This window comes from Variovorax sp. GW821-FHT09D07, from assembly GCF_059416345.1.
On sequence record NZ_JBWKOY010000013.1, the window covers coordinates 95,763 to 120,127 of the forward strand.

Sequence of the window (24,365 nt, forward strand, 5' to 3'; positions counted from 1 at the left end):
CATGACCGACTTCCTTCTCGACGACACCCTGGTCGCACCGCCCCGCACGGTGCGCATCGACTTCGACGACGGCTCGTTCGTGCTGCGCTCGCCGACGGTGCTGCAGCCGTATGCGCGCTGCATCGGCGAATGGATCGAGCGCTGGGCGCGCGAGACGCCCGATGCGCTGGCCTTTGCCGAGCGCGACGAAACCGGCGAAGGCTGGCGCACGCTCGACTACCGCGCGCTGCGCGCAGCCGTCGGCGCGGTGGCGCAGGGCCTGCTCGACCTGAACCTGCCGCCGGGGCGACCGGTCGTGATCCTCTCGGACAACGCCATCGACCACGCCGTTCTGATGCTCGCGACGATGCACATCGGCCGCACGGCGTGTTCACTGTCGAGCGCCTACTCGCGCATGACCAAAGACCCATCGCGGCTGCACGGCATGCTGCAGGCGCTGCAACCTGCGCTGGTCTACGCGTCCGACGCGAAGGTGTACGGCGCATCGCTCGCAGGCAGCGACATCGAGGCAGTCACCGTGTTCAGCCGCAATGCCAACACGCATCCGGGCGCGCTGGCTTTCGACCAACTGCTCGACGCGAAGGAAACACCCGCCGTCATGCAGGCCTTCGCCGCCGTGGGCCCCGACACGCACGCCAAGTACCTGCTGACCTCCGGTTCCACCGGCCAGCCCAAGGTGGTGATCAACACGCACCGCATGCTGTGCGCCAACCAGCAGATGATGGCGCAGACCTGGCGCTTCCTGTCGCAAGAGAAGCCCGTGCTGGTCGACTGGCTGCCGTGGAGCCACACCTTCGGCGCGAACCACAACCTGCACATGGTGCTGTGCCACGGCGGCGCGCTCTACATCGACGAAGGCCGGCCCGCGCCGGGCCTGATCGAGAAGACCGTGCGCAACCTGCGCGAGGTGAAGCCCACGCTGCTGTTCAACGTGCCGCGCGGCTTCGACATGCTGCTGCCTTTTCTCGAAGCCGACGACGCACTCGCCGCCGAAGTGCTCTCGCGGCTGCGCCTGGCCTTCTACGCGGCGGCCGCGCTGGCGCCTTCGACCTGGCAGCGCCTCGAAGCCGTGGCGCGGCGCGTGCGGCCCGCGCGCCCGCTGTGGCTCACGACCTCGTGGGGTGCCACCGAGACCTCGCCCGCCATCACCTCGGCGCACTGGCAGCTCGACGGCGCCGGCTGCATCGGCGCGCCGCTGCCGGGGCTGGAGCTGAAGTTCGTGCCCAACGGCGAGAAGCTGGAGATGCGCGTCAAGGGCGTCTCGGTGTTCCCCGGCTACCGCGACGCACCGCGCGAGACCGCCAGCGCCTTCGACGCCGAGGGCTACTACCGCATCGGCGACGCCGGCTTTCTGGCGAACCCCGGCGACCCGACGCAGGGCGTGATCTTCAACGGCCGCGTGGCGGAAGACTTCAAGCTCTCGACCGGCACCTGGGTGTCGGTGGGCACGCTGCGCGTGAAACTGGTGTCGCTGCTGGCGCCGCATGTGCAGGACATCGTGCTCACGGGCCACGACCGCGACGCGATCGGCATGCTGGTGTTCGCCAGCCCGCAAGGCGCCGCGCTCGCGCCCGAAGCCCTGGCCGCGCGCATCGCCGGGGTGCTGCGCGCCCTGCGCGACGAAGGCGCGGGCTCGTCGCAGTGCCCGGCCTGCGCGCTGGTGCTGGCCGAACCGCCCAGCCTCGATGCGGGCGAGATCACCGACAAGGGCTACATCAACCAGCGCGCGGTGCTCACGCGGCGCGCGGCCGAGGTGGCGCGGCTGCATGCGCCGGCGCCGGGCGATGCGGACGTGATCCGCGCCACCTGAACGCGGCGGGGTTGGAGAACCCGGGAATGTTTTCTACGATGGCCGGGCCACCCGCCATTTCAACTTCCCGGAGACGCCGCCCATGTCCACCCCACCCTGCGTGACCTTCGAAGCGGACGGCCCCGTCTGCACACTCACGCTGAACCGTCCCGACAAACGCAACGCCGTGGACGGCGTGGTGGCCGCCGCGTTGCGCGCGGCCTTCGAACGCTTCGAGGCCGACGACGCGCTGCGCGTGGCCGTGTTGACGGGCGCGGGCGGCCATTTCTGCGCGGGCGCCGACCTGGGCGCGGTCGGTGATCCGGCGCGCCGCAATGAGCTCGACCCCGATGGCGGCGGCACCGGCCCGATGGGCCCGACACGCATGGCGCTGTCCAAGCCGCTGATCGCGGCGGTGAACGGCTACGCGGTCGCGGGCGGCCTCGAACTCGCGCTGCTGGCCGACCTGCGAGTGGCCGACGACGACGCGGTGTTCGGCGTGTTCTGCCGCCGCTGGGGCGTGCCGCTGATCGACGGCGGCACCGTGCGGCTGCCGCGCCTCGTGGGCATGGGGCGCGCGCTCGACCTGATCCTCACGGGCCGCCCCGTCGGCGCGGTCGAGGCGCTGGCGATGGGCCTCGTGAACCGCACCACGCCGCCGGGCGGCGCGCTCGCCGCCGCGCAGGAACTGGCGCGGCAGATCGCCGCCTTTCCGCAGCAATGCATGCTGGCCGACCGCCGCTCCGCCTTCGAACAGTGGGACCTGCCGCTGGCCGAGGCGCTGCGCCGCGAAGGCGCGCAGGGCGTGCCGATCGTCGCGGCCGAGGGCGAGGCCGGCGCCGCGCGCTTTGCCGGCGGCGCGGGCCGGCACGGCACCTTCAAGGGCTAGTTCAGGCGCGCCGCCGCAACGCGGTGCGCAGCGCCTTGGCAAAACGCGGGTCGGCCATGGCGCCGACATTGAAGCGCGACCAGCGCGAGACCTGCGTCGAATCGACGCTGAAGATGCGCCCCGGCGCCATCACGATCTTGCGCGGCAGCAGCTCCTTCGCGAAGGCCAGCGAGTCGTCCACGCCGGGCAGCGCGGCCCAGATGTAGAGCGACTGCGGGCTGCGCGCGAAGACCTCGGCGTCCACCGCGTCGAACAGCTTCAGCGCGTCGCGCGTGGCCTCGCCCAGCCGCTGCTGCAGCCGCTTGAGGTGCCGCTGGTAGTGGCCCTCGCTCAGGATGACGTCGACCGTGCGCTCGCTGTACTCCGAGCTGCTCACGTGGATCAGCGCCTTCAGGTCGGCGAGGTCGCTCGCCAGGTCGGCGCCGCAGGCGATGAAGCCCACGCGCAGCGCGGCCGAGAACGACTTGGAAAAACTGCCGATGTAGATCGTGCGCTCCAACTGGTCGAGCGCCGAGAGCCGCGGCAGCGCCGTGGGCTTGAAGTCGGCCAGCGGGTCGTTCTCGACGATCAGCAGGTCGTACTTCTGCGCCAGCTGCAGCACGCGAAAGGCCTTGGCCGGCGAGATGTCGGAGCCCGTGGGGTTGTGCGCGAGCGACTGCGTGAAGAACAGGCGCGGCCGCTCGGCGATGAGCAGCTGCTCCAGCACCTCGAGGTCGGGCCCGTCGGCCAGGCGCGGCACCGCGAGCATCTGCGCGCCCGCGAGCTTGAGCTTGCCGAACAGCGGGTAGTAGCCCGGGTCGTCGACCAGCACCTTGCCGCCGGGCGGCACGAAGTAGCGGATGACGATGTCCATCGCCTCGTTGGCGCCGTGCGTGAGCACGATCTGCCGCGGCTCGGCGCCGATGCCGAAGTCCGCGAGCTTGCGCACGAGGTGGTCGCGCAGCGGCGCATAGCCGAAGCGGCTGCCGTAGCGGAACAGCGCACCGAGCCCCGTGCGCACGACCTTCGGGTGGTACTTGTCCAGCCGCACGTCGGCCAGCCATTCGACGGGCGGAAAGCCGTCGCCCACCGCCACTGCATCGGGCTGCGTCTTGAGCTGCTCGCGCATGAGCCACACGATGTCCATCGCGCGGCCGAGGCTGCCGGCGTCGTCCTCGGCGGGCTTGGGCGTGGCCGTGGCCTGCGCCAGCACGTAGTAGCCCGACCCGCGCCGCGGCTCGACGAGGCCGCGCGACACCAGCAGCTCGAAGGCGGCCACCACGGTGTTCTTGGCATAGCCGTGCAGCTGCGCGAGTTCGCGCAGCGAGGGCAGCTTGTCGCCGGCCTTGTAGGCGCCGCTCGCGATCTGGCGCGCGAGGGTGTCGGCGAGCGAATCGGCGATCGTGGTCATGGGTTTGGACTGTGACACAGCGAGGCGTGGCGGCGCACCACTGTCCGCACTGTCCCGCCAAACTGTGCCTTCCGCGGGCGGTACAGCCGGCCTAAATTGCCTGCTCCCGAATTCACCTTCCGAAGAGACACGCACCGATGGCCGCCGATTCCCGCATTCCCAATTTCCGCGCACTCACGCCCGCCCAACGCCTGGCCCACATCGCACAGGCCGCCGCGCTCACCGACGACGAGGTGGCGCTGCTCGCCCAGCCCGGCGCGCTGGGCGTGGAGCGCGCCAACGGCATGATCGAGAACGTGATCGGCACCTTCGAGCTGCCGCTGGGCGTGGCCGGCAACTTCACCGTGAACGGGCGCGACTACCTCGTGCCGATGGCGGTGGAAGAGCCCTCGGTGGTCGCCGCCGCCTCCTTCATGGCCAAGCTGGCGCGCGAAGGCGGCGGCTTCGAGGCCTCGAGCACCGGCCCGCTGATGCGCGCGCAGGTGCAGGTGATCGGCATCACCGACCCGTACGGTGCGCGGCTCGCGCTGCTGCGTGCGCGCGACGAGATCCTGGCCGTGGCGAACAGCCGCGACAAGGTGCTGATCGGCCTGGGCGGCGGCTGCCGCGACATCGAGGTGCACGTGTTCGGCGACACGCCGCGCGGCGCGATGGTGGTGATGCACCTGATCGTCGACGTGCGCGACGCGATGGGCGCGAACACCGTCAACACGATGGCCGAGGCGGTGTCGCCGCTGGTCGAGAAACTCACGGGCGGCACGGTGCGCCTGCGCATCCTGTCGAACCTGGCGGACCTGCGGCTGGCGCGTGCGCGCGTGCGGCTCGCACCCTCTGTGCTGGCCACGCGCGAGCGCAGCGGCGAAGAGGTGGTCGAGGGCGTGATCGACGCCTACACCTTCGCGGCCATCGACCCCTACCGCGCGGCGACGCACAACAAGGGGATCATGAACGGCATCGATCCGGTGATCGTCGCGACCGGCAACGACTGGCGCGCGGTGGAAGCCGGTGCGCATGCGTACGCCTGCCGCAGCGGACGCTACACCTCGCTCACCACGTGGGAGAAGGACGCGGGCGGCGCGCTGGTCGGCACCATCGAGATGCCGATGCCCGTGGGCCTCGTCGGCGGCGCGACGAAGACGCACCCGCTCGCACGGCTCGCGCTGAAGATCCTCGACGTGAAGTCGGCGCAGGAGCTCGGCGAGGTCGCCGTGGCCGTCGGCCTCGCGCAGAACCTCGGCGCGTTGCGCGCGCTCGCCACCGAAGGCATCCAGCGCGGCCACATGGCGCTGCACGCCCGCAACATCGCGCTCGTCGCGGGCGCCACCGGCGACGAGATCGACGCCATCGCCAGACAGATGGCCGCCGAGCACGACGTGCGCACCGACCGCGCCGTGGCGCTGCTCGACGCGCTGCGCAAGAAGTAAGCAACGCGGGAGCCTCCCGCACCACGGTCCGCGGCCGACACCGCGGCGGTCGCGCACGCGGCCGTCACACAACCACAGACGGAGACAACTCGAATGAACGCAGACAGTGCAACGCCCGCCCGCTGGCGGCTGGTGGAGATATGGGGCGACACGGCCGACCTGGGCCACCTCGCGTGGTCGATCGCGATCGGCGTCGCGGTGAGCCTCACGGGCTACCTCGTGGCGAGCCGCGTGCTCGCGAGCGTGGTGAGCACGCCCGAACTGGCGCGCGCCTACGCGATGCTCGCGGGCCTGGGCGGCTGCGTGGTCTCGGGCGTGATCTGCGCGAAGCTCTTCACGCCCAAGCGCGAAGTGGTCGAAGGCACCGCCGCCGATCCGCGCTGGCGCGAGGAGGTGCTGGCCGAACTGGCCGCCGAGCACGGCGACCTGGGCTCGGTGGACGACCTGCCGCCCGTGGTGGTGCGCGAGATGAAGGAGCTCGAGATCTACGAGCTGTTCGCGTCGTACAAGCCCCAGGCCGCCAAGGCCGCCGAAGGAGCCGCCTCGTGATCGACGCCGCCCTCTTCAACCAGATCCTCGTCGCCACCGGCATGGGCCTCGTGGGCGCCATCGTGTTCGCGGCCATCGGCCTCGTCTCGGGCACCGACGAAACCACCACGCTCGCACCGCTCACCTTGCTGGTGGTGCTGCTGGGCGTGCCGCCCGAAGGCGTGTTCACCTTCTTCCTGGCCGCCGCCGTGGCCAAGCACATGACGCACGCGGTGCCCACCGCGCTGCTGGGCATTCCGGGCGACACCATGGCCACGCCGCTGCTGCAGGACGCCAACGTGCTGCGCAACCTGGGCGTGCCGCACATCGCGCTGCGCAAGATGGTGTCGGGCGCGATCATCGCGGCCTTTCTCGCGGTGCCGCTGGCCGTGCTGTTCGCGGTGCTGCTGGCGCCGTACGGCGCGGCCATCACCAAGGCGGCGCCGTGGATCTTCGTGGTGGCGGCCGTGGCCATTGCCTACTTCTCGAGCGGACGCTGGGCCTCGGTCGCCACGCTGGTGCCCTTCGTGATGGTGATCGTGGCGCTGCAGGCGCTCACCGGCAAGTACGGCGTGAAGCTCAGCATCAGCTACTTCCTGGGCATCGCCATCGGGCCACTGGTGGCCGATTTGTTCTCGGTGATCTCGCCCGCGGCGCGTGCGCGCATGAAGCGCGACAAGGTCCGCACCTTCTCGCTCGCGCCGGACGTGAAGGGCTGGTCGGGCTACTTTCCCAACCCGTTCAAGGTGCTCGACCGCGGCCAGGTGAAGTGGACCTTCGCGACCGCCGCGATCTCCAGCGCCACCTTCGTGTTCAGCCCCGTGGCGATGACGGTGGTGCTGGGCGAGCTGGTCGGCTCGCGCATCAAGCATGCGTACCACCGCCTCACCACCACGCTGGCCGCGCGCAACGGCGTGACCGAGGCCACCTACATCGCCGAAGCGCTGATCCCGCTGATCGCCATCGGCCTGCCGCTGAGCCCCGTGGCGGCCGGCCCTGCGGCGCCGCTGTTCAACGCACCGCCGGTGTTCACCATCGACTCGGCCACGGGCCAGACGCACAACCTGCACAACCTGCTGAACCACTGGGAGTTCCTGGGCTACGGCATGCTGGCCGTGGTGCTCGCGGCGCTGGTGGCCTACCCCTTCACGATGAACTTCGCGCGCCGCGCGGCGTTGTTCGTGTCGCGCAAGGTGAGCCACGAAGCGATCATCGCGACCTTCGTCGGGTTGATCGTGGTGATCAGCGTGTGGGAAGGCCAGCTGCTCGGCCTGCTGGTGATCCTGACGATGGGCCTGCTCGGCGGGCTGCTGTCGCGTGCCATCGGCTTCAACACGGGCGTGCAGTTCATGGGCTACTACACGGCGGTGCTGACGGTGCCGGCGGTGATCAAGGCGTTCTCCTGATGGCTGGAAGCGCTGTTCAGGGCGACGCTCCCGCCGACGGGGCACCTTGCTCCGCGAATGTCCCCCGGGCTTCGCCCTCCTCCTTAATTTCGCTGCGCAAGGCACCCCATCGACGTGAGCGTGTTCAGTGCAGTCGTTGATCGGCCGCACACCGCTGCCGCTTCCCGTGCCCAGGACACTGGGTGCTTCCCGCAGCGAAATCAAGGAGGAGGCCGCAGGCCGGGGGACATTCGCGGAGGGAAGTACCCGGTGGCCTGGGCACGCGCCCTGAACGCGACGGCAACCAGCGAGTCAGCGCTGCGATGCAGAGGGTTTCGGTGGCGTCTTCTTCTTCGCCGGTTCATCCCCACCGAACAGCTTCTCCACCTGCTGCCCCACGCGCGCCCCGATCGCCGTGCCCACCCCCGGCAGCACCGCACTGCCGACCGCCGCCCCCGCGAGCGCGCCGCCGGTCATCGACACCTCGGGCTCGGCCACGCTGCCGCCGATCTTCAGCGGCACGCCGACCACGCCATCGACCAGGTCCACCGCCATCTCGCCCGACATCTGCCGGTTGAACAGCCGCAGGTTGCCGCTCGCGGTGAGCACGCCCGAGCGCGCCTTGAGATTCGTGTAGCGCATCACGATGCCGTCTTCGGTGCCCTGGGTGTCGAGCGTGCCCGTGAGCTCGTCCAGCGCCGTGGTGCCGCCGCGGCTGATGCCGGCGGTGGTCACGGCCTTGGCCAGGTCGAGGCGGGTCAGCGTGGCGGGCTGCACCGAGAAGGTCGTGCGCGTGTGCAGGCCGCGCATCAGCGCGCCCACCTCGCGGGCCTCGGCCACCAGCGAGGTGTGGCCCGAGACCTTGCCCGCCACCGCCGAGCGGCGCCCGAAGGCCTGCACCAGCGGCTCGATGTCGACCTGCCGCGGGTCGAGTTCGGCCGACACGCGCAAGCCCCGCCCCTCGGGCAGCACCTCGAGCCGCGATTCACCGTTCCACGTGCCGCCCCCGGCGTCGATGCGGGTGCGCCAGCGGTCTTCCGTGCCCTCGCGGTCCAGCCGCAGGCGCACGGGCGATGCGGCGCCGGCGCGCTCCAGACGCAGCTCGCGAGGGCGCCAGTTGTCGTCGAAGGCCACCTCGCCGTCGTAGGCCAGCGCGATGTCGCGGCGGTCGATCCAGACCACGTCGCGCCAGCGCACGCGCTCCACCGGCACGGCCGCCAGGGTCCAGGGCGCGGGCAGCGGCACGATGCGCTCGCTTTCCTGCGGCTCGGGGCCTTTGTCCCGAAAGGCACGCACCGAGGCGCGCGGCAGCACCAGGCTCTCGAGCGCGATCTCGTCGATGGCCACCTCGCGGCGCAGCAGCAGCGGCCACAGGTGCAGCCGCACGCTCACGCGGCGCAGCGTGATGGGTTGCGGCTGGTCGGTCGCCAGCTCGGACAGCGCCAGCACGGGCACCGGCCACAGCGACCAGTGGGCGCCGCCCACGGTCAGCTCGACGCCGTAGCGCTGCGAGAAGCCCGCGGCGATGCGGGCCGCCACCTCGTCGTCGTCGGGCAGGCGTGCGGCCACCACGAGCGCCAGCGCGCCGATGCCCAGCAGCAGCACCGCCACCGAGCCCAGGAGCCACCGCCGCACCGAAGGGAAGGTCATCGGGCCAAGGTAGCACGCAAAGGCGACTGCGGTTGTCAGCCGTCGTCGCTATAGTGCCCTCGCACCCCCTGTATCGGAGACCCCTGCATGCGTATCTGGAAGAAAGAGATCTCGGTCGAATCGCTGACCGCCAACCACGTGGGCACGGCCGTGGCCGCCCTGGGCATCGAATTCCTGGAGGTGGGCGATGACTTCATCCGCGCCCGCGTGCCGGTGGACGAGCGCACCCGCCAGCCCTACGGCATCCTGCACGGCGGCGTGTCGGTGGTGCTGGCCGAGACGCTGGGCTCCTGCGGCGCGCACTACTCGGCCCCCGAGGGCGACCGCGCCGTGGGCCTGGACATCAACGCCAACCACATCCGCTCGGCCACCAGCGGCTGGGTCATCGGCACGGCACGGCCAGTGCACCGCGGGCGCACCACGCAGGTCTGGCAGATCGACCTGACGAACGAGGCGGGCGAGCTGACCTGCGTCTCGCGCATCACCATGGCGGTGCTGCAGCCGCGCTGAGCGCGGGCGCGCCTTCCGGGCGCTTGTTCTTTTTTCTTCTCCCGCTGGTACGCCTCTTGCGGGTGGCACCCGTGTTCAGCACGGGGTGGATCGACCACAATCTCGCCCCAGGGAGCGCGTCGACCCCCCAAACACACACCAACCGAGGAGAAGAAAACACATGTTCAACTGGACTGAAAAGCCGGTGTCCACACTGGCCAACGGCGCGGTCATCGCGCCCGACGAGCGGCTGCCCTGGCTGCAGACCGGCGCGATGGGCATCCAGCACGTGATCGCCATGTTCGGCGCCACGGTGCTGGCGCCGATCCTGATGGGCTTCAACCCCAACATCGCGATCCTGATGAGCGGCATCGGCACGCTCATCTTCTACCTCGTGACGGGCGGCAAGGTGCCCAGCTACCTGGGCTCGAGCTTCGCCTTCATCGGCGTGGTGATCGCGGCCAGCGGCTATGCCGGCAAGGGGGCCAACGCCAACATCGCGGTGGCCCTGGGCGGCATCGTGGCCTGCGGGGTGGTCTACATCCTGATCGGGGCCATCGTGCAGGCCGTGGGCGCGGGCTGGATCGAGCGCTTCATGCCGCCCGTGGTCACGGGCGCCGTGGTGGCGGTGATCGGGCTGAACCTGGCGGGCATTCCCATCAAGAACATGGCGGCCAGCAACTTCGATTCGTGGATGCAGGCCGTGACCTTCCTGTGCGTGGGCCTGGTGGCGGTGTTCACGCGCGGCATGGTGCAGCGCCTGTTGATCCTCATCGGCCTGATCCTGGCCACGCTGGTGTACGCCGCGCTCACCAACGGCATGGGCCTGGGCAAGCCGGTCGACCTGAGCGGCATCGCCAACGCGGCCTGGTTCGGCCTGCCGACCTTCACGGCGCCGGTGTTCACGGCCAACGCGATGCTGCTGATCGCGCCCGTGGCGATCATCCTGGTGGCGGAAAACCTCGGCCACCTGAAGGCCGTGACGGCCATGACCGGGCGCAACCTCGACCCGTACATGGGCCGCGCCTTCATCGGCGACGGCATTGCCACGGTGGTGAGCGGCGCCGCGGGCGGCACGGGCGTGACCACCTACGCCGAGAACATCGGCGTGATGGCGGCCACGCGCATCTACTCGACGGCGGTGTTCGTGGTGGCGGCCTTCATTGCGCTCATCCTGGGCTTCAGCCCCAAGTTCGGCGCGCTGATCCAGGCGATTCCGCTGCCGGTGATGGGCGGCGTGAGCATCGTGGTGTTCGGCCTGATCGCCATTGCCGGCGCCAAGATCTGGGTCGACAACAAGGTCGATTTCTCGCAGAACAAGAACCTGATCGTGGCCGCGATCACGCTGATCATCGGCACCGGCGACTTCACGCTGAAGTTCGGCGACTTCGCGCTCGGCGGCATCGGAACCGCCACTTTCGGCGCCATCATCCTCTACGCCCTGCTGGGCCGTTCGCGCAACGCCTGAGCGCAGACAAAGTGAAACCTCGTGCAATAACTGTTGTGCGGGGTCAGTGAACACAGCGCCGGCCACCGGGCTTTGGCCGGCGCCCGTTAGACTCCAACGCTTTTCGCACCGACGTTCACACACGTTTTCCAATGGCCGATGTTTCCGCCGCTCGTACCAAGGCGGTTTTCGAATTCAAGAGCGCCACACTGCCGCTGATCGCAGTGATCCTCAAGACAGCCGACCTCGACGTGCTGGCCGAGGCGCTCGACGCCCAGTTGGCGGATTCGCCCGACTTCTTCGAGCAGGAGCCGGTGGTGATCGACCTCTCGCTGCTGCAGGAACAGGCGGCCGAGGGCGGCACCGACGCCCCCGAAATCGACTTTGCCGCCCTGCGCAGCCTGCTGGCGCGCCACCAGACCCAGCCGATCGCCGTGCGCGGCGGCAGCCCCGAGCAGCACGCCGCGGCACGTGAAGCCGGCCTGTCGGTGGCCGCCATGCCCGCGGCCCCCGCGCCCCGCCCGCCGGCCCCGCCCGCCGAGGCGCCCGCGCCGTCGGAAGCCCCGCAGATCGTGCGCGAGCTGCCGGTGCCGGCCAACGGCACGCTGCTGATCGACAAGCCGCTGCGCTCGGGCCAGCAGATCTACGCGCGTGGCGGCGACGTGGTGGTGACGGCCATCGTGAGCTTCGGCGCCGAAGTCATCGCCGACGGCAACGTGCATGTGTACGCGCCGCTGCGCGGCAAGGCCATTGCCGGCGCGCGCGGGAACACCGAGGCGCGGATCTTCTCGACCTGCATGGAAGCGCAGCTGGTGGCCATCGCGGGCATCTACCGCACGAACGAAGTGCCGCTGCCCGAGCCCGTGCTGGGCAAGCCCGCCCAGGTGCGTCTGGACGGCAAAAAAATAGCGATCGACGCGATTCCCTGATGAAAAACCAGGAACGCGGCAGCGCTGAGCATCAATCGACAACTGAATCGAAACAAGAAGGAATGGCGATGGCCAAAATTGTGGTGGTGACCTCGGGCAAGGGCGGCGTCGGCAAGACGACCACGAGCGCCAGCTTCGCGTCGGGCCTTGCGCTCGCCGGCAAGAAGACGGCCGTGATCGACTTCGACGTGGGCCTGCGCAATCTCGACCTGATCATGGGCTGCGAACGCCGCGTGGTGTACGACCTGATCAACGTGATCCAGGGCGAGGCCAACCTGAGCCAGGCGCTCATCAAGGACAAGCAGTGCGACAACCTGTTCGTGCTGGCCGCCTCGCAGACGCGCGACAAGGAAGCCCTGTCGCAGGACGGCGTGGAGAAGGTGCTGACCGACCTGGCCGCCATGGACTTCGACTACATCGTCTGCGACTCCCCCGCGGGCATCGAGACCGGCGCCATGATGGCGATGCACTTCGCCGACGAGGCGCTGATCGTCACCAACCCCGAAGTCTCTTCGGTGCGCGACTCGGACCGCATCCTGGGCATGCTCAGCAGCAAGACCAAGCGCGCCAAGGACGGCGGCGAGCCGATCAAGGAGCACCTGCTGATCACCCGCTACAACCCGAACCGCGTGGCCGGCGGCCAGATGCTCTCGCTGGAAGACATCCAGGACATCCTGCGCATCAAGCTGATCGGCGTGATCCCCGAGTCGGAAAGCGTGCTGCACGCCTCCAACCAGGGCGTGCCCGCCATCCACGACAAGGACACCGACGTGGCCCAGGCGTACAGCGACGTGGTCGCGCGCTTCCTTGGCGAAGACAAGCCGATGCGCTTTGTCGACGCCGAGAAGCCCGGCTTCTTCAAACGGATTTTCGGGAGCAAGTAGGCATGTCGTTTCTTTCGTTCCTGCTTGGTGAGAAGAAGAAGACTGCGAGCGTCGCCAAGGAGCGCCTGCAGATCATCCTCGCTCACGAGCGCTCCAGCCTCAGCGGCAAGAAGCGCCCCGATTACCTGCCCGAGCTCCAGCGCGAGCTGGTGGCGGTGATTTCCAAGTACGTGTCGATCAACGCCGACGACATCAAGGTGCACCTGGAAACCCAGGACAACCTCGAAGTGCTGGACATCAAGATCGAACTGCCCGATCCGGTTCCGGCGCGCTGAGCGCCAGAGCCCCGATCAACCGGCTCACGCCGGTTGATCCGGGGCCGCAGCGGGCAGCGCCTCCAGCCGCTGCGTCCACGCGCGGGCCTTGTCTTCGTCGAAGAGCGGACTTTCGCGGTCGCCGTAGAACTGCTCCGCCAGGGATTCCACGCAGGCGCGCTGGCTCTCCAGGTTCTCTTCGCAGTCATCGAGCGCGGCACCGGTGAGCAGCCAGCGCTCGGCGGCTGCCGCGTCTTCCGGCGCGCCCTGGCCCTGCATGCGCATCCAGCCCAGCTCGTAGCAGGCCCAGCCCTGCTGGCGCTGCGTACTGTCTTCCGCCACCTTCTGCAGCGCGTAGAGGGCTTCGGCGTACAAGGCCTTCACTTCCGTTTCTCCCTGGCCCTGTTCGGCCAGCGCCCCTGCGTGCAGGCACAGCGTGCGACCGAGCTGCATCGTGGCGCTGACGTCGCCGGCTTCGTGGCCACGGCGGAAGTAGCCGATCGCACGGGCCAGGTCGGGCTCCCCGGGCTCCCCGGGCTCCCCGGGTTCGCCGGGTTCGCCGAGCTTGTACGCCAGGCCGAGGTTGTAGAGCGCCATCGTGTGGTTCTGCCCGGCGGCCCGTTCGTAGTGCCGCATGCCGCCTTCCAGGTCGCGCTCGCCCCCCTCGCCTTCCGTCAGCATGTAGCCGAGATGGGCGTGCGTGGCGGCGTCGTCCTCGCCGCCATGGGCGATGGCGTGCAGCAGCCATGCGCGCGCCAGGGCGGGTTCGGCGCCGAGGCCGGCCGAGTCCCAGCGCAGCATCTTCGAGAACTCGCACATCGCCACGGGCAGGCCATCAGGTGAGGCGGTCGCGGGAGCGTCGCCGGGCGCGCGCACGCCGGCGGCGTGCGCCATCCAGCGCAGGGCTTCGCGCGGGTTGGCCTCGATGCCCTCGCCGTCACGCAGATGGCAGGCCAGCTCGTAGGCGGCCCGCAGATCGCCGGCGGCATGGCGCGCGGCCATGTGCTCGGCGTGCGCCTGCTCGCGGCCGTCGGTGTGCAACCAGACGTACAGGCCGGTGTCGTTGCGCGCAGCCTGCACCGGCTCGCCCGCGCTCCAGCGCTTGCACAGGTCCGAGCGGACCACCGTGGACATCCAGCCGTCGGCGACCGACACCGCGGTGGAAATCCACGGATAGGCCTGCGGGTGCAGCACGGCGCCATCGGCGCGCAGCACGCCCACGGCAAGTTGCCCCTTCTCGACCTTCGCGGCGCGCGGCACCGGATCGGCGACCAGCCAGCCGAAGTCCTGCGTGCCCCAGGCCAGCGGCTGGAGCGTGCGGTGCCGGCACGGCACCAGCTCGCGGCCGGCGGCCACGTCGTAGATGCCACGCAGCCACGGCGCGTTCTTCGCCGTGCGCCCGCCCTTGGACGCCACGCGCACCAGGTCGCGCCGGACCATGGCGTGCCCGCGCTCCTGGCCGGTCAGCGGTTCCAGGGTCTCGAAGCGGCCGTAGTCGAAGGGCACGAGCACACGGCCCTGCCCGTCGATCAGGCCGCACAGGCCGTCGGCGCGTTCCACGGCGAAGCGCTTCGGCCGGGCCGGGGTGCCGCGCTCGTTCGACGGATCGTTGTCTTCGGTCGTCAGGATCTCGATCGGGTATTCCTCGAGCAGGTCGACCTGCTCGTACACCGGCTCGATCATGACGCGGCCTTGCGCATCGAGCAGCCCGGCCTTGCCGTCGCGCTTGGCGTCGAAGCCCTCCCAGTCGTGGCGCCACTGAAGGCTTTCGAAATGCGGCGGCACGGCCCATTCGCCGTCCGCGCCCACCAGCCCCCAGCCGCCCTCGTCGCCGCGCGCGGGCGCGAGACCAAAGGGCGTGAAGTCTTCGGCCTCTTCGAACCGCGGCGCAATCGTCCATTGGCCCTGCAGGTCGATGTACCCGATGCGCTCGCCCACGCGGGCGCGCACCCGGCCTTCGACAAAGCTCCAGACCTCGTCGACCGAGGGCGCGAGCAGCCAGCTGCCGTCGGTGCGCAGCAGGCCGACGTGGTCGCCGACCAGGGCCGTGGCGATGTCGTCCTCGAAGGCCCAGACCTCGTCGAGCTGCGGTTCGAGCAGCACGCGCGGCGCCTCGGCGTCGGCAAGCAGCAGGCCGGAGCGCTCGCCTTGCGAGATCCAGAGAAGGCGCGGATCGTCGGCGCCGGCGTAGCGGATGTCGTCCCACGCGGGCTCGACCACGGTAGTGCGCTGGCTGCGCCCGTCGTCGTCGTACACCACGCGCATCACGCCCCAGCGGCCGTCGACCTCGAAGCGCCAGAGGTCCTCGCCCAGGTGGTTGTCGTAGTCGGGGCGCTCGTCGTCGTCTTCGTCCTCTTCCTCGGGTTCGAAATCGGCAAAGCGCTCGTCGCGTGGCGCCTCGTAGCCGTCGAAGTACGGATGCGACAGGCTGCCGAAGCCGAACTGCCAGGCCCAGGCCTCCCAGTCTGCGAAACGTTGGACGCCCAGCGCCGCGTCCACGCCCGGGTGGTTGCCGCTGTCGATGCAGCGCTGCACCTCGGCCCACAGCTCATTGCACTCGCGGCGGTTGCGTTCGATGAAGCCCTCGCCTTCCGTGTCTCCGCCCAGCCAGGACAGCTCGTCGAGGTTCGCCGAAAAGCGCGGCGCGCTGTCGTCCGGCGTCTCGTCGATCAGCTCGGCCAGGTGCAGCACCACGGCTTCGAACTGCAGCGCGATCTGCGGCAGCGTGTGCAGCATCGGGTGCCGCTCGACAAAGGCGTGCAGCTGCCGGATGCGCGCGAGCGCGGCGTGCGCGTCGCTGGCGAGGTTGTCGGTGCCGGCGTCGCCGAAGACGCGCTGGTGGTCGATGGCGTCGCCGGCCGCGCCATCGGCCAGCAGGAGCTGCCAGAGCACGGGGAAGTTGTTGTTGGCTTCGGCGATTTCGTCGGCCGATGCTTCTTCGGTGTCGGGAAGACTGTGTTCGAGATAAAGCCAGGAACGATTGCCCATGTGTGGTCGGTGCGTGTGTCGTCCATGGCGAAGGCCATGGGTGGCGCCCAGTTTAGGGGCGCCGTTTCACGCACACGTGACCGCCGGCCGCTACGCCAGGAACTGCGTGACCTGCATGAGCACGGCCTGCTCTTTCAGGATGCGCCGGTGGCCCCAGCCCTGCGTGGGAAAGAGCCGCGCGCCGGCGATCGCATCGCGAAAGGCCTCCGCATCGGCGAAGCGGTTCACGCGGTCGTCGCGGTCGTGCACGATGAGCGTGGGCTGCGCGATGCGCGGGCCCACGGCGGCGGGTTCGAGCTGCTGCATCAGGATGCCTTCGCGTGCCTCGATCAGGCGCTGCATGCCCGCACGCGTGCGCTCGCTGAGGCCGAACACCTGCGCGAAGTAGCGCGTGTACTCGCGCGGCGACGCGGGCGGCGCCAGCAACACCAGCCGCTGCGCCGGCAGCCCGCGCCCCGCCGCATAGGCCAGTGCATTGGCCCCCAGCGAATGCGCGACCGCCGCGCGCAGCACGTGCCCGTCGGCGCCGAGCCGCGCCGCCACGTAGTCGATGGCGCGCGCGAACTGCGGCAGGTTGCTGGCCGTGCCCGCGCTGCGGCCGTGGGCCGGCATCTCCAGCAGCACGGGCCGCAGGCCTTGCGCAGCGACAGCCTGTGCCAGCGGCAGCATCTGGCCCGCGTGGCCGCCCCAGCCGTGCACCAGCAGCACGACCGGCGCCGACTCGGCGCCCGAGTCCTGCGCGGCGAGGTGGTAGATGCCGAGGTTCGCGTCCTCGAACGACCAGGCCTCGCGGCGCCAGTCGGCACCGGGCTGCTGGCCCCGGTACAGCCATTTGGGCGGCAGCGGCGTGCCGAACACGCGGTACGCCGCGCGCACGCCGAGCGCGGGCCACAGGCGCTGCGAGGCGCCGAGGCCGAAGCGCATCGCGCGCATCAATGGACTGGCGCTGTAGTAGCCCACGGGGGCGGTGGTGTGGGTGGTGGTGGTCATGGGGAAGGCTTTCGTTCGGGGGGCTCAGTACCAGACCCAGTCCTGGTTGCTGCGCGGCAGGCTGCGCAGCGTGTCCTGCACGCCGCGCACACCGAGGAGCACCGCGTAGGCGGCGAGAAAGAGGGCAATGATCAGCATGGTGCTTCTCCTTTTTATCGCACGGCGGTGCGAAATTAAGGCAAACGAAGAGGCGGTGGCCGTCGTCTGCGGGTGCGCCTCAGGCGCGGTAGCTGGAAAGAAGGCGCTGCCAGGTCTGGCCCGCGCGCTCGGCCGCATGCCCGTCGCGCAGGAAGCGCGCGTCGTGCAGCTGGTTCATCATGATTCCGCTGATCTCGCTCACGAGCTGGGCCGGATCGGTGTCGGCCTGGAGCTCGCCGGTCTCGACCGCCTGCAGCACCGTGCGACGCAGCGCGGCACGCCAGCGCGTGATCTCGTCGAAGAGCAGGTCGCGCAGCTCGCCTTCGCGGTCGTCGAACTCGAAGGCCCCGGCCACGTAGAGGCAGCCGTTCTGCGCTTCGACGTCGCGCGTGCGGGCGATCCAGCGCGCGACGATGTCGTTCAGGCGGGGCAGGCCCTTGGGCTTCTGCATGGCGGGCACGAACACCTCGGCCAGGAAGCCGCGGCCGTACTCCTCGATGACGGCCTTCTGCAGCGCCTCGCGCGACCCTACGCGCGAGAACACGCCGCTCTTGGACAGCCCCAGCCGGCTCGCCACGGCCTGCAGCGAGATCGCCTCCAGCCCTTCGGCCAGCGCGAGGTGCATCGCCGCGCCGACGATGGCGGCGCGGGTGAGTTCGCTTTTCTGGGTCTTGGCGTCCATGCGGCTGACTTTAGCACAATCGTGCGAAATATCAACTTCCCCACGCAGAAAGGCCTCATAGATGTTTTGCTCATGTGAAACCAACAAACGCATCGTTCCCCGCATAAGCGCTTGTGCCGAGAATCGCCGGTCGGCCCCGACCCGGGGTCCGGACCTCTTTTCACCTCCTGCGCGCCCGATGAACTTTCAACAACTGCGCTCGGTACGCGAGGCCGTTCGTTGCGGCTTCAACCTGACCGAGGTCGCTCACACCCTTCACACCTCGCAGCCCGGCGTGAGCCGGCAGATCCGCGAACTCGAGGAAGAGCTCGGCATCGAGCTCTTCGTGCGCGCCGGCAAGCGGCTCACGGGCCTCACCGAGCCCGGCGGCCACGTGCTGCCGATCATCGAACGCATGCTGATGGAGAGCAGCAACCTCAAGCACGCGGGCCAGGAGTTCGTGGCGCAGCAAAGCGGCCTGCTCTCGGTGGCGGCCACGCACTCGCAGGCGCGCTATGCGATGCCGGTGGCGGTGCAGGAATTCCGCGCGCAGTTCCCGAACGTGAAACTGCACCTGCACCAGGGCTCGCCCAAGCAGATCGCGCAGATGCTGCTCGACGGCGAGGCCGACGTGGGCATCGCCACCGAGGCGCTGGGCGACTACCCGCAGCTGGTCGCCCTGCCCTGCTACCGCTGGACGCACTCGGTGATCGTGCCGCCAGGGCACCCGCTGCTCGACGCGCCGCTCACGCTCGAGGCGCTCACGCAGCACCCGCTGATCACCTACGACACGGGCTTCACGGGCCGCTCGCGCATCGACGAGGCCTTTGAACAGCGCGGCCTGCAGCCCAACATCGTGCTGGCCGCGATGGACGCCGACGTCATCAAGACCTATGTGCAGCTGGGCCTGGGCGTGGGCATCGTGGCCGGCGTGGCCTACGAGGCCGAGCGCGACACACAGCTGCGCGCGCTCGATGCGGGGCGGCTGTTCGGCATCAACCTCACCAAGCTGGCGGTGCGGCGCGGCACCTACCTGCGCAAATATGTCTACGCGTTCATCGAGTCGTTCGCGCCGACGTTGACACGCGCGATTGTCGAGAAGGCCTTGGGCGACGAGGTCAAGGTGTCTCACTACGAGATTTAGCTCAAGCGCAACGAAATCGACACTTCCGGCTCCAGGGTTGAAAAGAATGCGCGCAGCTTCACACAAGCGGCGTACATTCGGGTTAATTCCTTGGCTTCCGGAACGGATCAGCAATGGCATCGACTTCGCAGCAGCAGCAGCAACTACAGGCCACCCGGGCCGCCCAAAAGGCGGCCGATGCAGCGGAGAAGCGCGAACGCCTGAAACGTGCCCTGCCCGCCACGGTCGAGCTGCTGCAAAGCCGCCAGGCCGATCGCATCGACGATCGCGACATCGACGCCTACGTCGATCTCAACTGGCTCGAATGGCATGGCGGCGGTTTGCGCCTCACCATCACCGGGCGCAACGTGTGCGCCCAATCGGCCGCCACCGCGGTGGCCTGACAAGCCCCTCCCCCAGTTCCCCAAAGAAAAACCGCCACAGTCTCCTGTGGCGGTTTTTGCATGTGCGCGGTGCGAGCGCAGTGCGAAGGCTTACTGACCCGCGATGATCTGCGCGATGAGGCCGGTGGCAATGGCCGCGAGCACGTAGTCGCCACCCACGCCCACCCACTGGTAGCCGCGCGGCGGCTGCTGCAGGCGGTAGGCGCGCCAGTCGTTCACCACGTAGTTGCGGCCCCGGTACTCGGTCGGCACGCGGCCACCGCGGCGCCACTCGGTGTGCGGCTGCGGGAAGCCCCGGCGGTCGAACTGGCGGCCGTCGCGGAAGTCCTGGTCGCCGCGGTAGCCGGCGTGAGGGCCGCGATGCCCGCGATGGTCGTCGCGCTGGTCATAACGACCGCCGCCAGGACGGTGGTCATCGCGCTGCTCGTAGCGGCCGCCACCCGGGCGGTGGTCGTCGCCCCGGCGATCTTGCGCCAGCGCGCTGCCTGCCGCCAGGGACATTGCGAGCGCCGCAACGGCGGCAGTGGTCAGGCGCTTGGTACGGAAGATCATCTGGAACTCCTTTTGTGTGTCTGTGATGACGCCTCCATTCTGAGCAGCGCGTGTGTCTGCTTCGGGTGCGTCAGGTCACCGTCAGATGAAATCCGGTAAGCGCAGGTATCTCCACGGCGTGTTGTCCTGCACGCGCGTGACGGACTTCACGCGGGCGCATAGCGGTTCACCACCATGCCGCAGTCGTAGGCCCTCGATCCGAGCAGGCGCAGCGCGTGGCCCTGGCGCGTGTCGTGGAACACCGAGCGGCCCGCGCCGACGGCCGTGGGATTCACGAAGAACTGGAACTCGTCGACCAGCCCTGCCGACGTGAGCGACGACGCGAAGCCGACACCGCCGATGGAGAGGATGTCCTGGCCCGGCAGGCGCTTGAGCGCATTCACTTCGTCGGCCATGGCACCGCGTGCGATGTCGGTGCGTTCCCAGCGCGAGGCCCGCAGCTTGTTCGTGAGCACGACCTTGCGTGCCTCGACGATCCGCTGGGCAAAGGCGTAGTCGGGGTTCGCCGGAAAGCGCGTCGCCGCGCGGCCCCAGTGGTCGAGGTAGCCCTCCTCGATGATCTTGCGGCTCAGCAGGACCGTGTCGACGTTTGCGAACACCGCGTTGAAGTCGCGCCTGAGCGCCGCGTCCCAGCGCCACCGGTCGCCCCAGCCCCACAGCTGCCAGTCGATGTCGCCGTTGGCCGGCGACACGAACCCGTCGACCGACATCTGCATTTGCACGATGAGCTTTCGCATCGGAGTCTCCTTCAGGTCGCTTGCGCAAACCGATCTCGAAATGCAAGCAGTTTCAGTATTCTCAAACCGATGCGAAAATGCAAGCAGTTTCTCGACCCGGCGGAATCCCGATGGCCATCCAGCAGAAGTCCCTGTGCCCGATCAACCTCGCGCTCGAAGTCGTCGGCGACCGCTGGAGCCTGCTGATCGTTCGCGACCTGATGTTTGCGGACAAGCGGCACTTCCGCGAGTTCCTGCAGTCCGAGGAAGGCATCTCCTCGAACATCCTCACGGAGCGGCTGAACACGCTGGTCGAACACGGCGTGCTCAGCAAGACCGACGACCCCACGCACAAGCAGAAGGCGCTCTACAGCCTCACGCCGGTGGGCATCGACCTGCTGCCGGTGATCACGCAGATCGGCATCTGGGGGCGCAAGCACCGGCCGGTGACGGCCGAGAGCGGTGCACCCGCAGCCGCGCTGGAAAAGGGTGGGCCGGCGCTGCAGAAGAAGATGCGGGCCGCGCTGCGCAAGGCGCACCTGGGCGGCCGCTGAGGCTGCGCCCTACCCGCCCACCGTGCTGCTCGCCGTGTCGGCGCGCACGCGGCCCTGCGCTTCCAGCGCGTCCACCGGCGGCAGGTCGAGCTCGATCCACGCGCCGTGCGCACGTGCAAGGTCGAAGGTGCCAGTCGACTGCGGCCGGTCGGTGTGCAGCACCAGCGCGTAAGGGCCCTCGCCGCGCACGGCGAGGCGCTGCGCGAGCGCGTCGCCGCCCAGCTCCGCCGCCGGCGCACGGTCGCGCGGCGACGACAGCACGAGCACACTGCTGCCCAAAGCAATCACCGCCACGCGCACCTGGCTGGCAGGCACCGCCACGGGTTCGCCGATGTGCGTGCTCGTGTCGTCGGACACGGTGCCCAGCAAGGCCCGGTAGCGCGCCAGCGTGGCGTCGAGGTCGCGCACTGCGATGGCCAGGCTGGCCACGCCGAGCACGCCGTTGGGGTGCACGCGCGCGGCGCCCTCGGGCACGCGCAGGGCGCGCCGCGTGAGGTCGCCGCACAGGAACGGCAGGTCGGCCGACGGGGCGCGCGCAGTCTGCCAGCGCAGGTGTTCACCGTCGGGGCGAACACGCCCGCCGTCGAGCGGGCCTTCGAGCACGAGGCCGCGCGCCTTCGCGTCGGCCACGGTGACGGCGGTGTCGCGCGGCAGCAAGGCGAAATCGACGATGCCTTCGCCGTGCCGCTGCAGCAGCTGCCACCAGCGCTCGGCGGGCGCCGGTTCGCGCCATGCGATGAGTTCGAAGTAGCTGCCGTCGCTGAACACGACGAGCGCGTTGTGCGTGCTGCGGCCCGGATGGTCGCCGCCGCGCAGCACATGGAAGCCGAGCGCGGCGTAGTCGGCGATGGCGCGTTCGAGATCGTGCACGGCGATCACGACGTGGTCGAGGGTCAGGGGCATGGTGAAGGTCTTCCTCGCGGCAAAGGGGTCGTCGTGGTCAGGAGGCGGTGCGGGCGGCGCCCTCGCCGCCCAGGTAGGCGTCGCGGATGCGTGCGTCGGCCAGCAGTGCGCGGGCCGGGCCCGAGAGCACGATGCGACCCGTCTGCAGCACGTAGCCGTGGTGCGCGATCTGCAGCGCGAGGCTGGCGTTCTGCTCGACCATGAAGACCGAGACGCCCTGCGCGTTGATGCGCGCGATGAGCTCGAGCACCTTGTCGACGTACAGCGGCGACAGGCCCATGGTGGGCTCGTCCATGCACAGCAGCTGCGGCCGGCCCATGAGCGCGCGCGCCATGGCCACCATCTGCTGCTCGCCGCCCGAGAGCGTGCCGGCCAGGAAGCCCAGGCGCTGCGCCACACGCGGGAACAGCTCGAGCATGCGCGCCAGGTCTTCGGCCACGGCCGCGCGGTCGCGGCGCGCATAGGCGCCCATGAGCAGGTTCTCGCGCACGGTCATCGCGGGGAACAGGCGGCGCGCCTCGGGCACCGAGCCGATGCCCTTGCGGATGATCTGCGGCGTGCTCAGGCCGAGCGTCGATTCGCCGTTGAAGCGGACCTCGCCCGAGCGCGGCTTGAGCAGGCCGAGCACGATCTTCATCGTGGTCGACTTGCCGCTGGCATTGCCGCCGAGCAGGCTGACGATCTGGCCCTTGCGCACTTCGATGTCGAGATCGAAATGCGCCTGCACGGGGCCGTAGAAGCTGTTGACCTTGCGCAGTTGCAGCAGCGGCGCAACCGCACTCGCCGGTGCCTGCGTGACGGCGCGTTCAGGCAGATCGTCGTTTCTCCCCTCTCCCCAGAGGGACGAAGGCGACAGGCCGGTGCGGGCAACGGTGGCGATCATGCGGGCACCGCTTCTTCCTGCGCTTCGCCCACGTGGCGATGGCCGAGGTAGGCCTCGATCACCGCGGGGTCGTTGCGCACGTCGTCGGGCAGGCCTTCGGCGATCTTGCGGCCGTCGTCCAGCACGGCCACGCGGTCGGACAGCTGCATCACGAGGTCCAGCTTGTGCTCGATCAGCAGGATGGTCTGGCCGCGCGCCTTGAGGCCGCGAATGATCTCCAGCATCTCGGCCGTCTCGCTCTCGTTCATGCCGGCCGTGGGCTCGTCGAGCAGCAGCAGGCGCGGCCGCAGCGCGAGCGCGCGCGCGATCTCCACGCGGCGGCGGTTGGCATACGAGAGGCTGTAGGCCGGATGGTCGGTGCGCGGCGTGAGACGTTCGCCGAAGAGCGCGATGATCTCGCGCGCCTCGTCGCGCAGGGCTTCCTCCTCGCGCCGCACAGAGCTTGGCTGCACCAGCGCAAGCGCCAGCTCGGCCAGCGCCCCGAGGCCCGGCACGCCGCCCACGCGCGGTTTCACGGCGCGCAGCCGCGTGTGCGCGCCGACCAACACGTTGTCGAGCACCGAGAGGTTCGCGAACACGCGCCCGTGCTGGAAGGTGCGTGCCAGGCCGCGCTGTGCGAGCTGCTGCGAGGGCAGGCCGGTGATGTCGTGGCCGTCGAAGCGCACCTGCCCGGCATCGGGCTTGTCCAGGCCGGTGACGAGGTTGAACAGCGTGGTCTTGCCGGCACCGTTCGGGCCGATCACGCTCAGCAGTTCGCCCTCGCCCACCTGCAGGTCGACGGCGTTGACGGCCGTGAGCCCGCCGAAGCGGCGCACGAGGCCGCGGACCTCAAGCAGCGACGGCATCGGCGACCTTCGCCTTCGAGTTCACGAGCTTCACCTCGGCGCGAATGGCCTGCGGGTTGCGCAGCAGGTTGAGGATGGGGCAGTTGCGCTCCACCGCTTCGAACAGCGCGTCGATCTCATCGCGGCTGGCGGGCGAATCGATGTGCACGGTGTAGCCGATCTCGTGCGGCCAGATGGGCGTCTGCTCATGGCCCGGCTTGCCGCCGCGCGGATCGATGACACCGGTCACCTCGACCTCGAGGCTTTCGAGCGGCACCTGGCGTTCGGCCGCCTGGATCAGGAAGATGTGCGTCACGCAGGTGCCAAGCACGCCCAGCTGCAGCTCGGGCGAACTCGGGCCGAGGTTGTAGCCCGCGAAATCGGGCGGGCTGTCGCTGATCACCTGGTGCTCGCGGATGCGCAGGCGGCGCACGCCGCTGCGGCCTTCGGCGCGCACGCTGGCCTTGAGCTGCGAGGGTTGCGCGGTGCCGGCCGCGACGGCGGCGTTGCGGGCCAGCACGGCGGTGCGTTTCTCGGCGAGGTAGTCGTTGAGGTGGCTCATGGTGTTTGG

Annotated in this window: 24 protein-coding genes; 13 read left to right on the forward strand and 11 right to left on the reverse strand. The window is 69.7% G+C overall.

Features of this window, described 5'->3' with window-relative positions; translation table 11 throughout:
- Nucleotide 1 precedes the first annotated feature (1 nt).
- Both AC07OX_RS29705 and AC07OX_RS29710 read left to right on the forward strand, forming a co-directional pair.
- Nucleotides 2-1,810 carry a feruloyl-CoA synthase gene (locus tag AC07OX_RS29705; RefSeq protein ID WP_495263050.1) on the forward strand — a complete coding sequence of 603 codons (1,809 nt, stop codon included), beginning with the start codon at nucleotides 2-4 and terminating at the stop codon, nucleotides 1,808-1,810.
- Nucleotides 1,811-1,892: 82 nt separating this feature from the next.
- Nucleotides 1,893-2,678 carry a crotonase/enoyl-CoA hydratase family protein gene (locus AC07OX_RS29710; protein ID WP_495263049.1) on the forward strand — a complete coding sequence of 262 codons (786 nt, stop codon included), beginning with the start codon at nucleotides 1,893-1,895 and terminating at the stop codon, nucleotides 2,676-2,678.
- A 1-nt stretch (nucleotide 2,679) separates the two neighbouring features.
- Here AC07OX_RS29710 and AC07OX_RS29715 read toward each other — a convergent pair whose 3' ends face one another.
- The gene (locus AC07OX_RS29715) at nucleotides 2,680-4,068 is read right to left on the reverse strand and encodes an aminotransferase-like domain-containing protein (RefSeq protein ID WP_062481803.1); all 1,389 of its coding nucleotides are present in this window, start codon (nucleotides 4,066-4,068) and stop codon (nucleotides 2,680-2,682) included.
- 137 nt (nucleotides 4,069-4,205) lie between these two features.
- On the opposite strand from AC07OX_RS29715, the gene AC07OX_RS29720 reads away from it, so the two are divergent.
- The 3 genes from AC07OX_RS29720 (at nucleotide 4,206) to AC07OX_RS29730 (ending at nucleotide 7,426) form a co-directional block, all read left to right on the forward strand.
- Entirely contained in the window at nucleotides 4,206-5,492 is a 1,287-nt protein-coding gene (locus tag AC07OX_RS29720; protein ID WP_495263048.1) for a hydroxymethylglutaryl-CoA reductase, degradative, read from the forward strand.
- A gap of 93 nt (nucleotides 5,493-5,585) precedes the next feature.
- Entirely contained in the window at nucleotides 5,586-6,041 is a 456-nt protein-coding gene (locus tag AC07OX_RS29725; RefSeq protein ID WP_095743059.1) for a hypothetical protein, read from the forward strand.
- Between the two features lie 41 nt (nucleotides 6,042-6,082).
- Nucleotides 6,083-7,426: a tripartite tricarboxylate transporter permease gene (locus tag AC07OX_RS29730; RefSeq protein WP_139140391.1), complete on the forward strand. Its 1,344-nt coding sequence runs from the start codon at nucleotides 6,083-6,085 to the stop codon at nucleotides 7,424-7,426.
- A 291-nt stretch (nucleotides 7,427-7,717) separates the two neighbouring features.
- Here the strand turns inward: AC07OX_RS29730 and AC07OX_RS29735 are convergent, their stop codons facing one another.
- On the reverse strand, nucleotides 7,718-9,055 hold the full coding sequence (locus AC07OX_RS29735; protein WP_495263047.1) for an AsmA family protein: 1,338 nt from the start codon (nucleotides 9,053-9,055) through the stop codon (nucleotides 7,718-7,720).
- Nucleotides 9,056-9,142: 87 nt separating this feature from the next.
- Here AC07OX_RS29735 and AC07OX_RS29740 point away from each other — a divergent pair, with 87 nt between their 5' ends.
- The 5 genes from AC07OX_RS29740 (at nucleotide 9,143) to minE (ending at nucleotide 13,079) form a co-directional block, all read left to right on the forward strand.
- Complete coding sequence (locus AC07OX_RS29740; RefSeq protein WP_095948453.1) at nucleotides 9,143-9,565, forward strand: hotdog fold thioesterase; 423 nt, start codon at nucleotides 9,143-9,145, stop codon at nucleotides 9,563-9,565.
- A gap of 160 nt (nucleotides 9,566-9,725) precedes the next feature.
- Nucleotides 9,726-11,012 carry a solute carrier family 23 protein gene (locus tag AC07OX_RS29745; RefSeq protein WP_495263046.1) on the forward strand — a complete coding sequence of 429 codons (1,287 nt, stop codon included), beginning with the start codon at nucleotides 9,726-9,728 and terminating at the stop codon, nucleotides 11,010-11,012.
- A gap of 131 nt (nucleotides 11,013-11,143) precedes the next feature.
- Entirely contained in the window at nucleotides 11,144-11,920 is a 777-nt protein-coding gene (gene minC / locus AC07OX_RS29750; protein WP_139704732.1) for a septum site-determining protein MinC, read from the forward strand.
- 68 nt (nucleotides 11,921-11,988) lie between these two features.
- Complete coding sequence (gene minD / locus AC07OX_RS29755) at nucleotides 11,989-12,804, forward strand: septum site-determining protein MinD (RefSeq protein WP_307582537.1); 816 nt, start codon at nucleotides 11,989-11,991, stop codon at nucleotides 12,802-12,804.
- Between the two features lie 2 nt (nucleotides 12,805-12,806).
- Nucleotides 12,807-13,079 carry a cell division topological specificity factor MinE gene (gene minE / locus AC07OX_RS29760; RefSeq protein WP_056574726.1) on the forward strand — a complete coding sequence of 91 codons (273 nt, stop codon included), beginning with the start codon at nucleotides 12,807-12,809 and terminating at the stop codon, nucleotides 13,077-13,079.
- Between the two features lie 24 nt (nucleotides 13,080-13,103).
- Here minE and AC07OX_RS29765 read toward each other — a convergent pair whose 3' ends face one another.
- From AC07OX_RS29765 to AC07OX_RS29775, 3 genes are all read right to left on the reverse strand, one after another.
- Entirely contained in the window at nucleotides 13,104-16,046 is a 2,943-nt protein-coding gene (locus AC07OX_RS29765; RefSeq protein WP_495263045.1) for an SEL1-like repeat protein, read from the reverse strand.
- Nucleotides 16,047-16,136: 90 nt separating this feature from the next.
- The gene (locus AC07OX_RS29770; protein ID WP_354346050.1) at nucleotides 16,137-17,036 is read right to left on the reverse strand and encodes an alpha/beta fold hydrolase; all 900 of its coding nucleotides are present in this window, start codon (nucleotides 17,034-17,036) and stop codon (nucleotides 16,137-16,139) included.
- Nucleotides 17,037-17,253: 217 nt separating this feature from the next.
- Nucleotides 17,254-17,856, reverse strand: a complete 603-nt coding sequence (locus AC07OX_RS29775; protein WP_354346048.1) for a TetR/AcrR family transcriptional regulator — start codon at nucleotides 17,854-17,856, stop codon at nucleotides 17,254-17,256.
- A gap of 178 nt (nucleotides 17,857-18,034) precedes the next feature.
- Between AC07OX_RS29775 and AC07OX_RS29780 the strand changes: the two genes are divergently transcribed.
- Together AC07OX_RS29780 and AC07OX_RS29785 are read left to right on the forward strand one after the other, a co-directional pair.
- Entirely contained in the window at nucleotides 18,035-18,979 is a 945-nt protein-coding gene (locus tag AC07OX_RS29780) for a CysB family HTH-type transcriptional regulator (RefSeq protein ID WP_062473726.1), read from the forward strand.
- A 113-nt stretch (nucleotides 18,980-19,092) separates the two neighbouring features.
- Nucleotides 19,093-19,362 (forward strand): hypothetical protein, encoded by a 270-nt coding sequence (locus AC07OX_RS29785; protein WP_070061423.1) that lies wholly within the window; start codon nucleotides 19,093-19,095, stop codon nucleotides 19,360-19,362.
- Between the two features lie 90 nt (nucleotides 19,363-19,452).
- On the opposite strand, the gene AC07OX_RS29790 is transcribed toward AC07OX_RS29785, so the two are convergent.
- Together AC07OX_RS29790 and AC07OX_RS29795 are read right to left on the reverse strand one after the other, a co-directional pair.
- Nucleotides 19,453-19,914 (reverse strand): RcnB family protein, encoded by a 462-nt coding sequence (locus tag AC07OX_RS29790; protein ID WP_159274262.1) that lies wholly within the window; start codon nucleotides 19,912-19,914, stop codon nucleotides 19,453-19,455.
- 146 nt (nucleotides 19,915-20,060) lie between these two features.
- Nucleotides 20,061-20,651, reverse strand: a complete 591-nt coding sequence (locus AC07OX_RS29795) for a dihydrofolate reductase family protein (RefSeq protein ID WP_495263044.1) — start codon at nucleotides 20,649-20,651, stop codon at nucleotides 20,061-20,063.
- 110 nt (nucleotides 20,652-20,761) lie between these two features.
- On the opposite strand from AC07OX_RS29795, the gene AC07OX_RS29800 reads away from it, so the two are divergent.
- Complete coding sequence (locus tag AC07OX_RS29800) at nucleotides 20,762-21,184, forward strand: winged helix-turn-helix transcriptional regulator (RefSeq protein ID WP_495263043.1); 423 nt, start codon at nucleotides 20,762-20,764, stop codon at nucleotides 21,182-21,184.
- 9 nt (nucleotides 21,185-21,193) lie between these two features.
- Here AC07OX_RS29800 and AC07OX_RS29805 read toward each other — a convergent pair whose 3' ends face one another.
- From AC07OX_RS29805 to AC07OX_RS29820, 4 genes are read right to left on the reverse strand one after another with little or no spacing between them, the layout of a single operon-like run.
- Nucleotides 21,194-22,087 carry a VOC family protein gene (locus AC07OX_RS29805; RefSeq protein WP_495263042.1) on the reverse strand — a complete coding sequence of 298 codons (894 nt, stop codon included), beginning with the start codon at nucleotides 22,085-22,087 and terminating at the stop codon, nucleotides 21,194-21,196.
- Nucleotides 22,088-22,124: 37 nt separating this feature from the next.
- Nucleotides 22,125-22,970 (reverse strand): ABC transporter ATP-binding protein, encoded by an 846-nt coding sequence (locus AC07OX_RS29810; RefSeq protein WP_495263041.1) that lies wholly within the window; start codon nucleotides 22,968-22,970, stop codon nucleotides 22,125-22,127.
- Complete coding sequence (locus AC07OX_RS29815) at nucleotides 22,967-23,815, reverse strand: ABC transporter ATP-binding protein (RefSeq protein WP_495263040.1); 849 nt, start codon at nucleotides 23,813-23,815, stop codon at nucleotides 22,967-22,969. The genes AC07OX_RS29810 and AC07OX_RS29815 overlap by 4 nt, the downstream gene beginning before the upstream one ends.
- On the reverse strand, nucleotides 23,799-24,356 hold the full coding sequence (locus AC07OX_RS29820) for an OsmC family protein (protein ID WP_495263039.1): 558 nt from the start codon (nucleotides 24,354-24,356) through the stop codon (nucleotides 23,799-23,801). The genes AC07OX_RS29815 and AC07OX_RS29820 overlap by 17 nt, the downstream gene beginning before the upstream one ends.
- Between the last annotated feature and the right edge of the window lie 9 nt (nucleotides 24,357-24,365).

Bases quoted from the DNA above. Each gene is read 5' to 3' on its own strand.
- AC07OX_RS29780 (WP_062473726.1), top strand. From the start codon at position 18,035: ATGAACTTTCAACAACTGCGCTCGGTACGCGAGGCCGTTCGTTGCGGC.
- AC07OX_RS29790 (WP_159274262.1), bottom strand. From the start codon at position 19,914: ATGATCTTCCGTACCAAGCGCCTGACCACTGCCGCCGTTGCGGCGCTC.
- AC07OX_RS29810 (WP_495263041.1), bottom strand. From the start codon at position 22,970: ATGATCGCCACCGTTGCCCGCACCGGCCTGTCGCCTTCGTCCCTCTGG.
- AC07OX_RS29805 (WP_495263042.1), bottom strand. From the start codon at position 22,087: ATGCCCCTGACCCTCGACCACGTCGTGATCGCCGTGCACGATCTCGAA.
- AC07OX_RS29705 (WP_495263050.1), top strand. From the start codon at position 2: ATGACCGACTTCCTTCTCGACGACACCCTGGTCGCACCGCCCCGCACG.
- minD (WP_307582537.1), top strand. From the start codon at position 11,989: ATGGCCAAAATTGTGGTGGTGACCTCGGGCAAGGGCGGCGTCGGCAAG.
- AC07OX_RS29745 (WP_495263046.1), top strand. From the start codon at position 9,726: ATGTTCAACTGGACTGAAAAGCCGGTGTCCACACTGGCCAACGGCGCG.
- AC07OX_RS29785 (WP_070061423.1), top strand. From the start codon at position 19,093: ATGGCATCGACTTCGCAGCAGCAGCAGCAACTACAGGCCACCCGGGCC.
- minC (WP_139704732.1), top strand. From the start codon at position 11,144: ATGGCCGATGTTTCCGCCGCTCGTACCAAGGCGGTTTTCGAATTCAAG.
- AC07OX_RS29815 (WP_495263040.1), bottom strand. From the start codon at position 23,815: ATGCCGTCGCTGCTTGAGGTCCGCGGCCTCGTGCGCCGCTTCGGCGGG.
- AC07OX_RS29775 (WP_354346048.1), bottom strand. From the start codon at position 17,856: ATGGACGCCAAGACCCAGAAAAGCGAACTCACCCGCGCCGCCATCGTC.
- AC07OX_RS29740 (WP_095948453.1), top strand. From the start codon at position 9,143: ATGCGTATCTGGAAGAAAGAGATCTCGGTCGAATCGCTGACCGCCAAC.
- AC07OX_RS29730 (WP_139140391.1), top strand. From the start codon at position 6,083: ATGGGCCTCGTGGGCGCCATCGTGTTCGCGGCCATCGGCCTCGTCTCG.
- AC07OX_RS29800 (WP_495263043.1), top strand. From the start codon at position 20,762: ATGGCCATCCAGCAGAAGTCCCTGTGCCCGATCAACCTCGCGCTCGAA.
- AC07OX_RS29710 (WP_495263049.1), top strand. From the start codon at position 1,893: ATGTCCACCCCACCCTGCGTGACCTTCGAAGCGGACGGCCCCGTCTGC.
- minE (WP_056574726.1), top strand. From the start codon at position 12,807: ATGTCGTTTCTTTCGTTCCTGCTTGGTGAGAAGAAGAAGACTGCGAGC.
- AC07OX_RS29725 (WP_095743059.1), top strand. From the start codon at position 5,586: ATGAACGCAGACAGTGCAACGCCCGCCCGCTGGCGGCTGGTGGAGATA.
- AC07OX_RS29820 (WP_495263039.1), bottom strand. From the start codon at position 24,356: ATGAGCCACCTCAACGACTACCTCGCCGAGAAACGCACCGCCGTGCTG.
- AC07OX_RS29770 (WP_354346050.1), bottom strand. From the start codon at position 17,036: ATGACCACCACCACCCACACCACCGCCCCCGTGGGCTACTACAGCGCC.
- AC07OX_RS29720 (WP_495263048.1), top strand. From the start codon at position 4,206: ATGGCCGCCGATTCCCGCATTCCCAATTTCCGCGCACTCACGCCCGCC.
- AC07OX_RS29715 (WP_062481803.1), bottom strand. From the start codon at position 4,068: ATGACCACGATCGCCGATTCGCTCGCCGACACCCTCGCGCGCCAGATC.
- AC07OX_RS29795 (WP_495263044.1), bottom strand. From the start codon at position 20,651: ATGCGAAAGCTCATCGTGCAAATGCAGATGTCGGTCGACGGGTTCGTG.
- AC07OX_RS29735 (WP_495263047.1), bottom strand. From the start codon at position 9,055: ATGACCTTCCCTTCGGTGCGGCGGTGGCTCCTGGGCTCGGTGGCGGTG.
- AC07OX_RS29765 (WP_495263045.1), bottom strand. From the start codon at position 16,046: ATGGGCAATCGTTCCTGGCTTTATCTCGAACACAGTCTTCCCGACACC.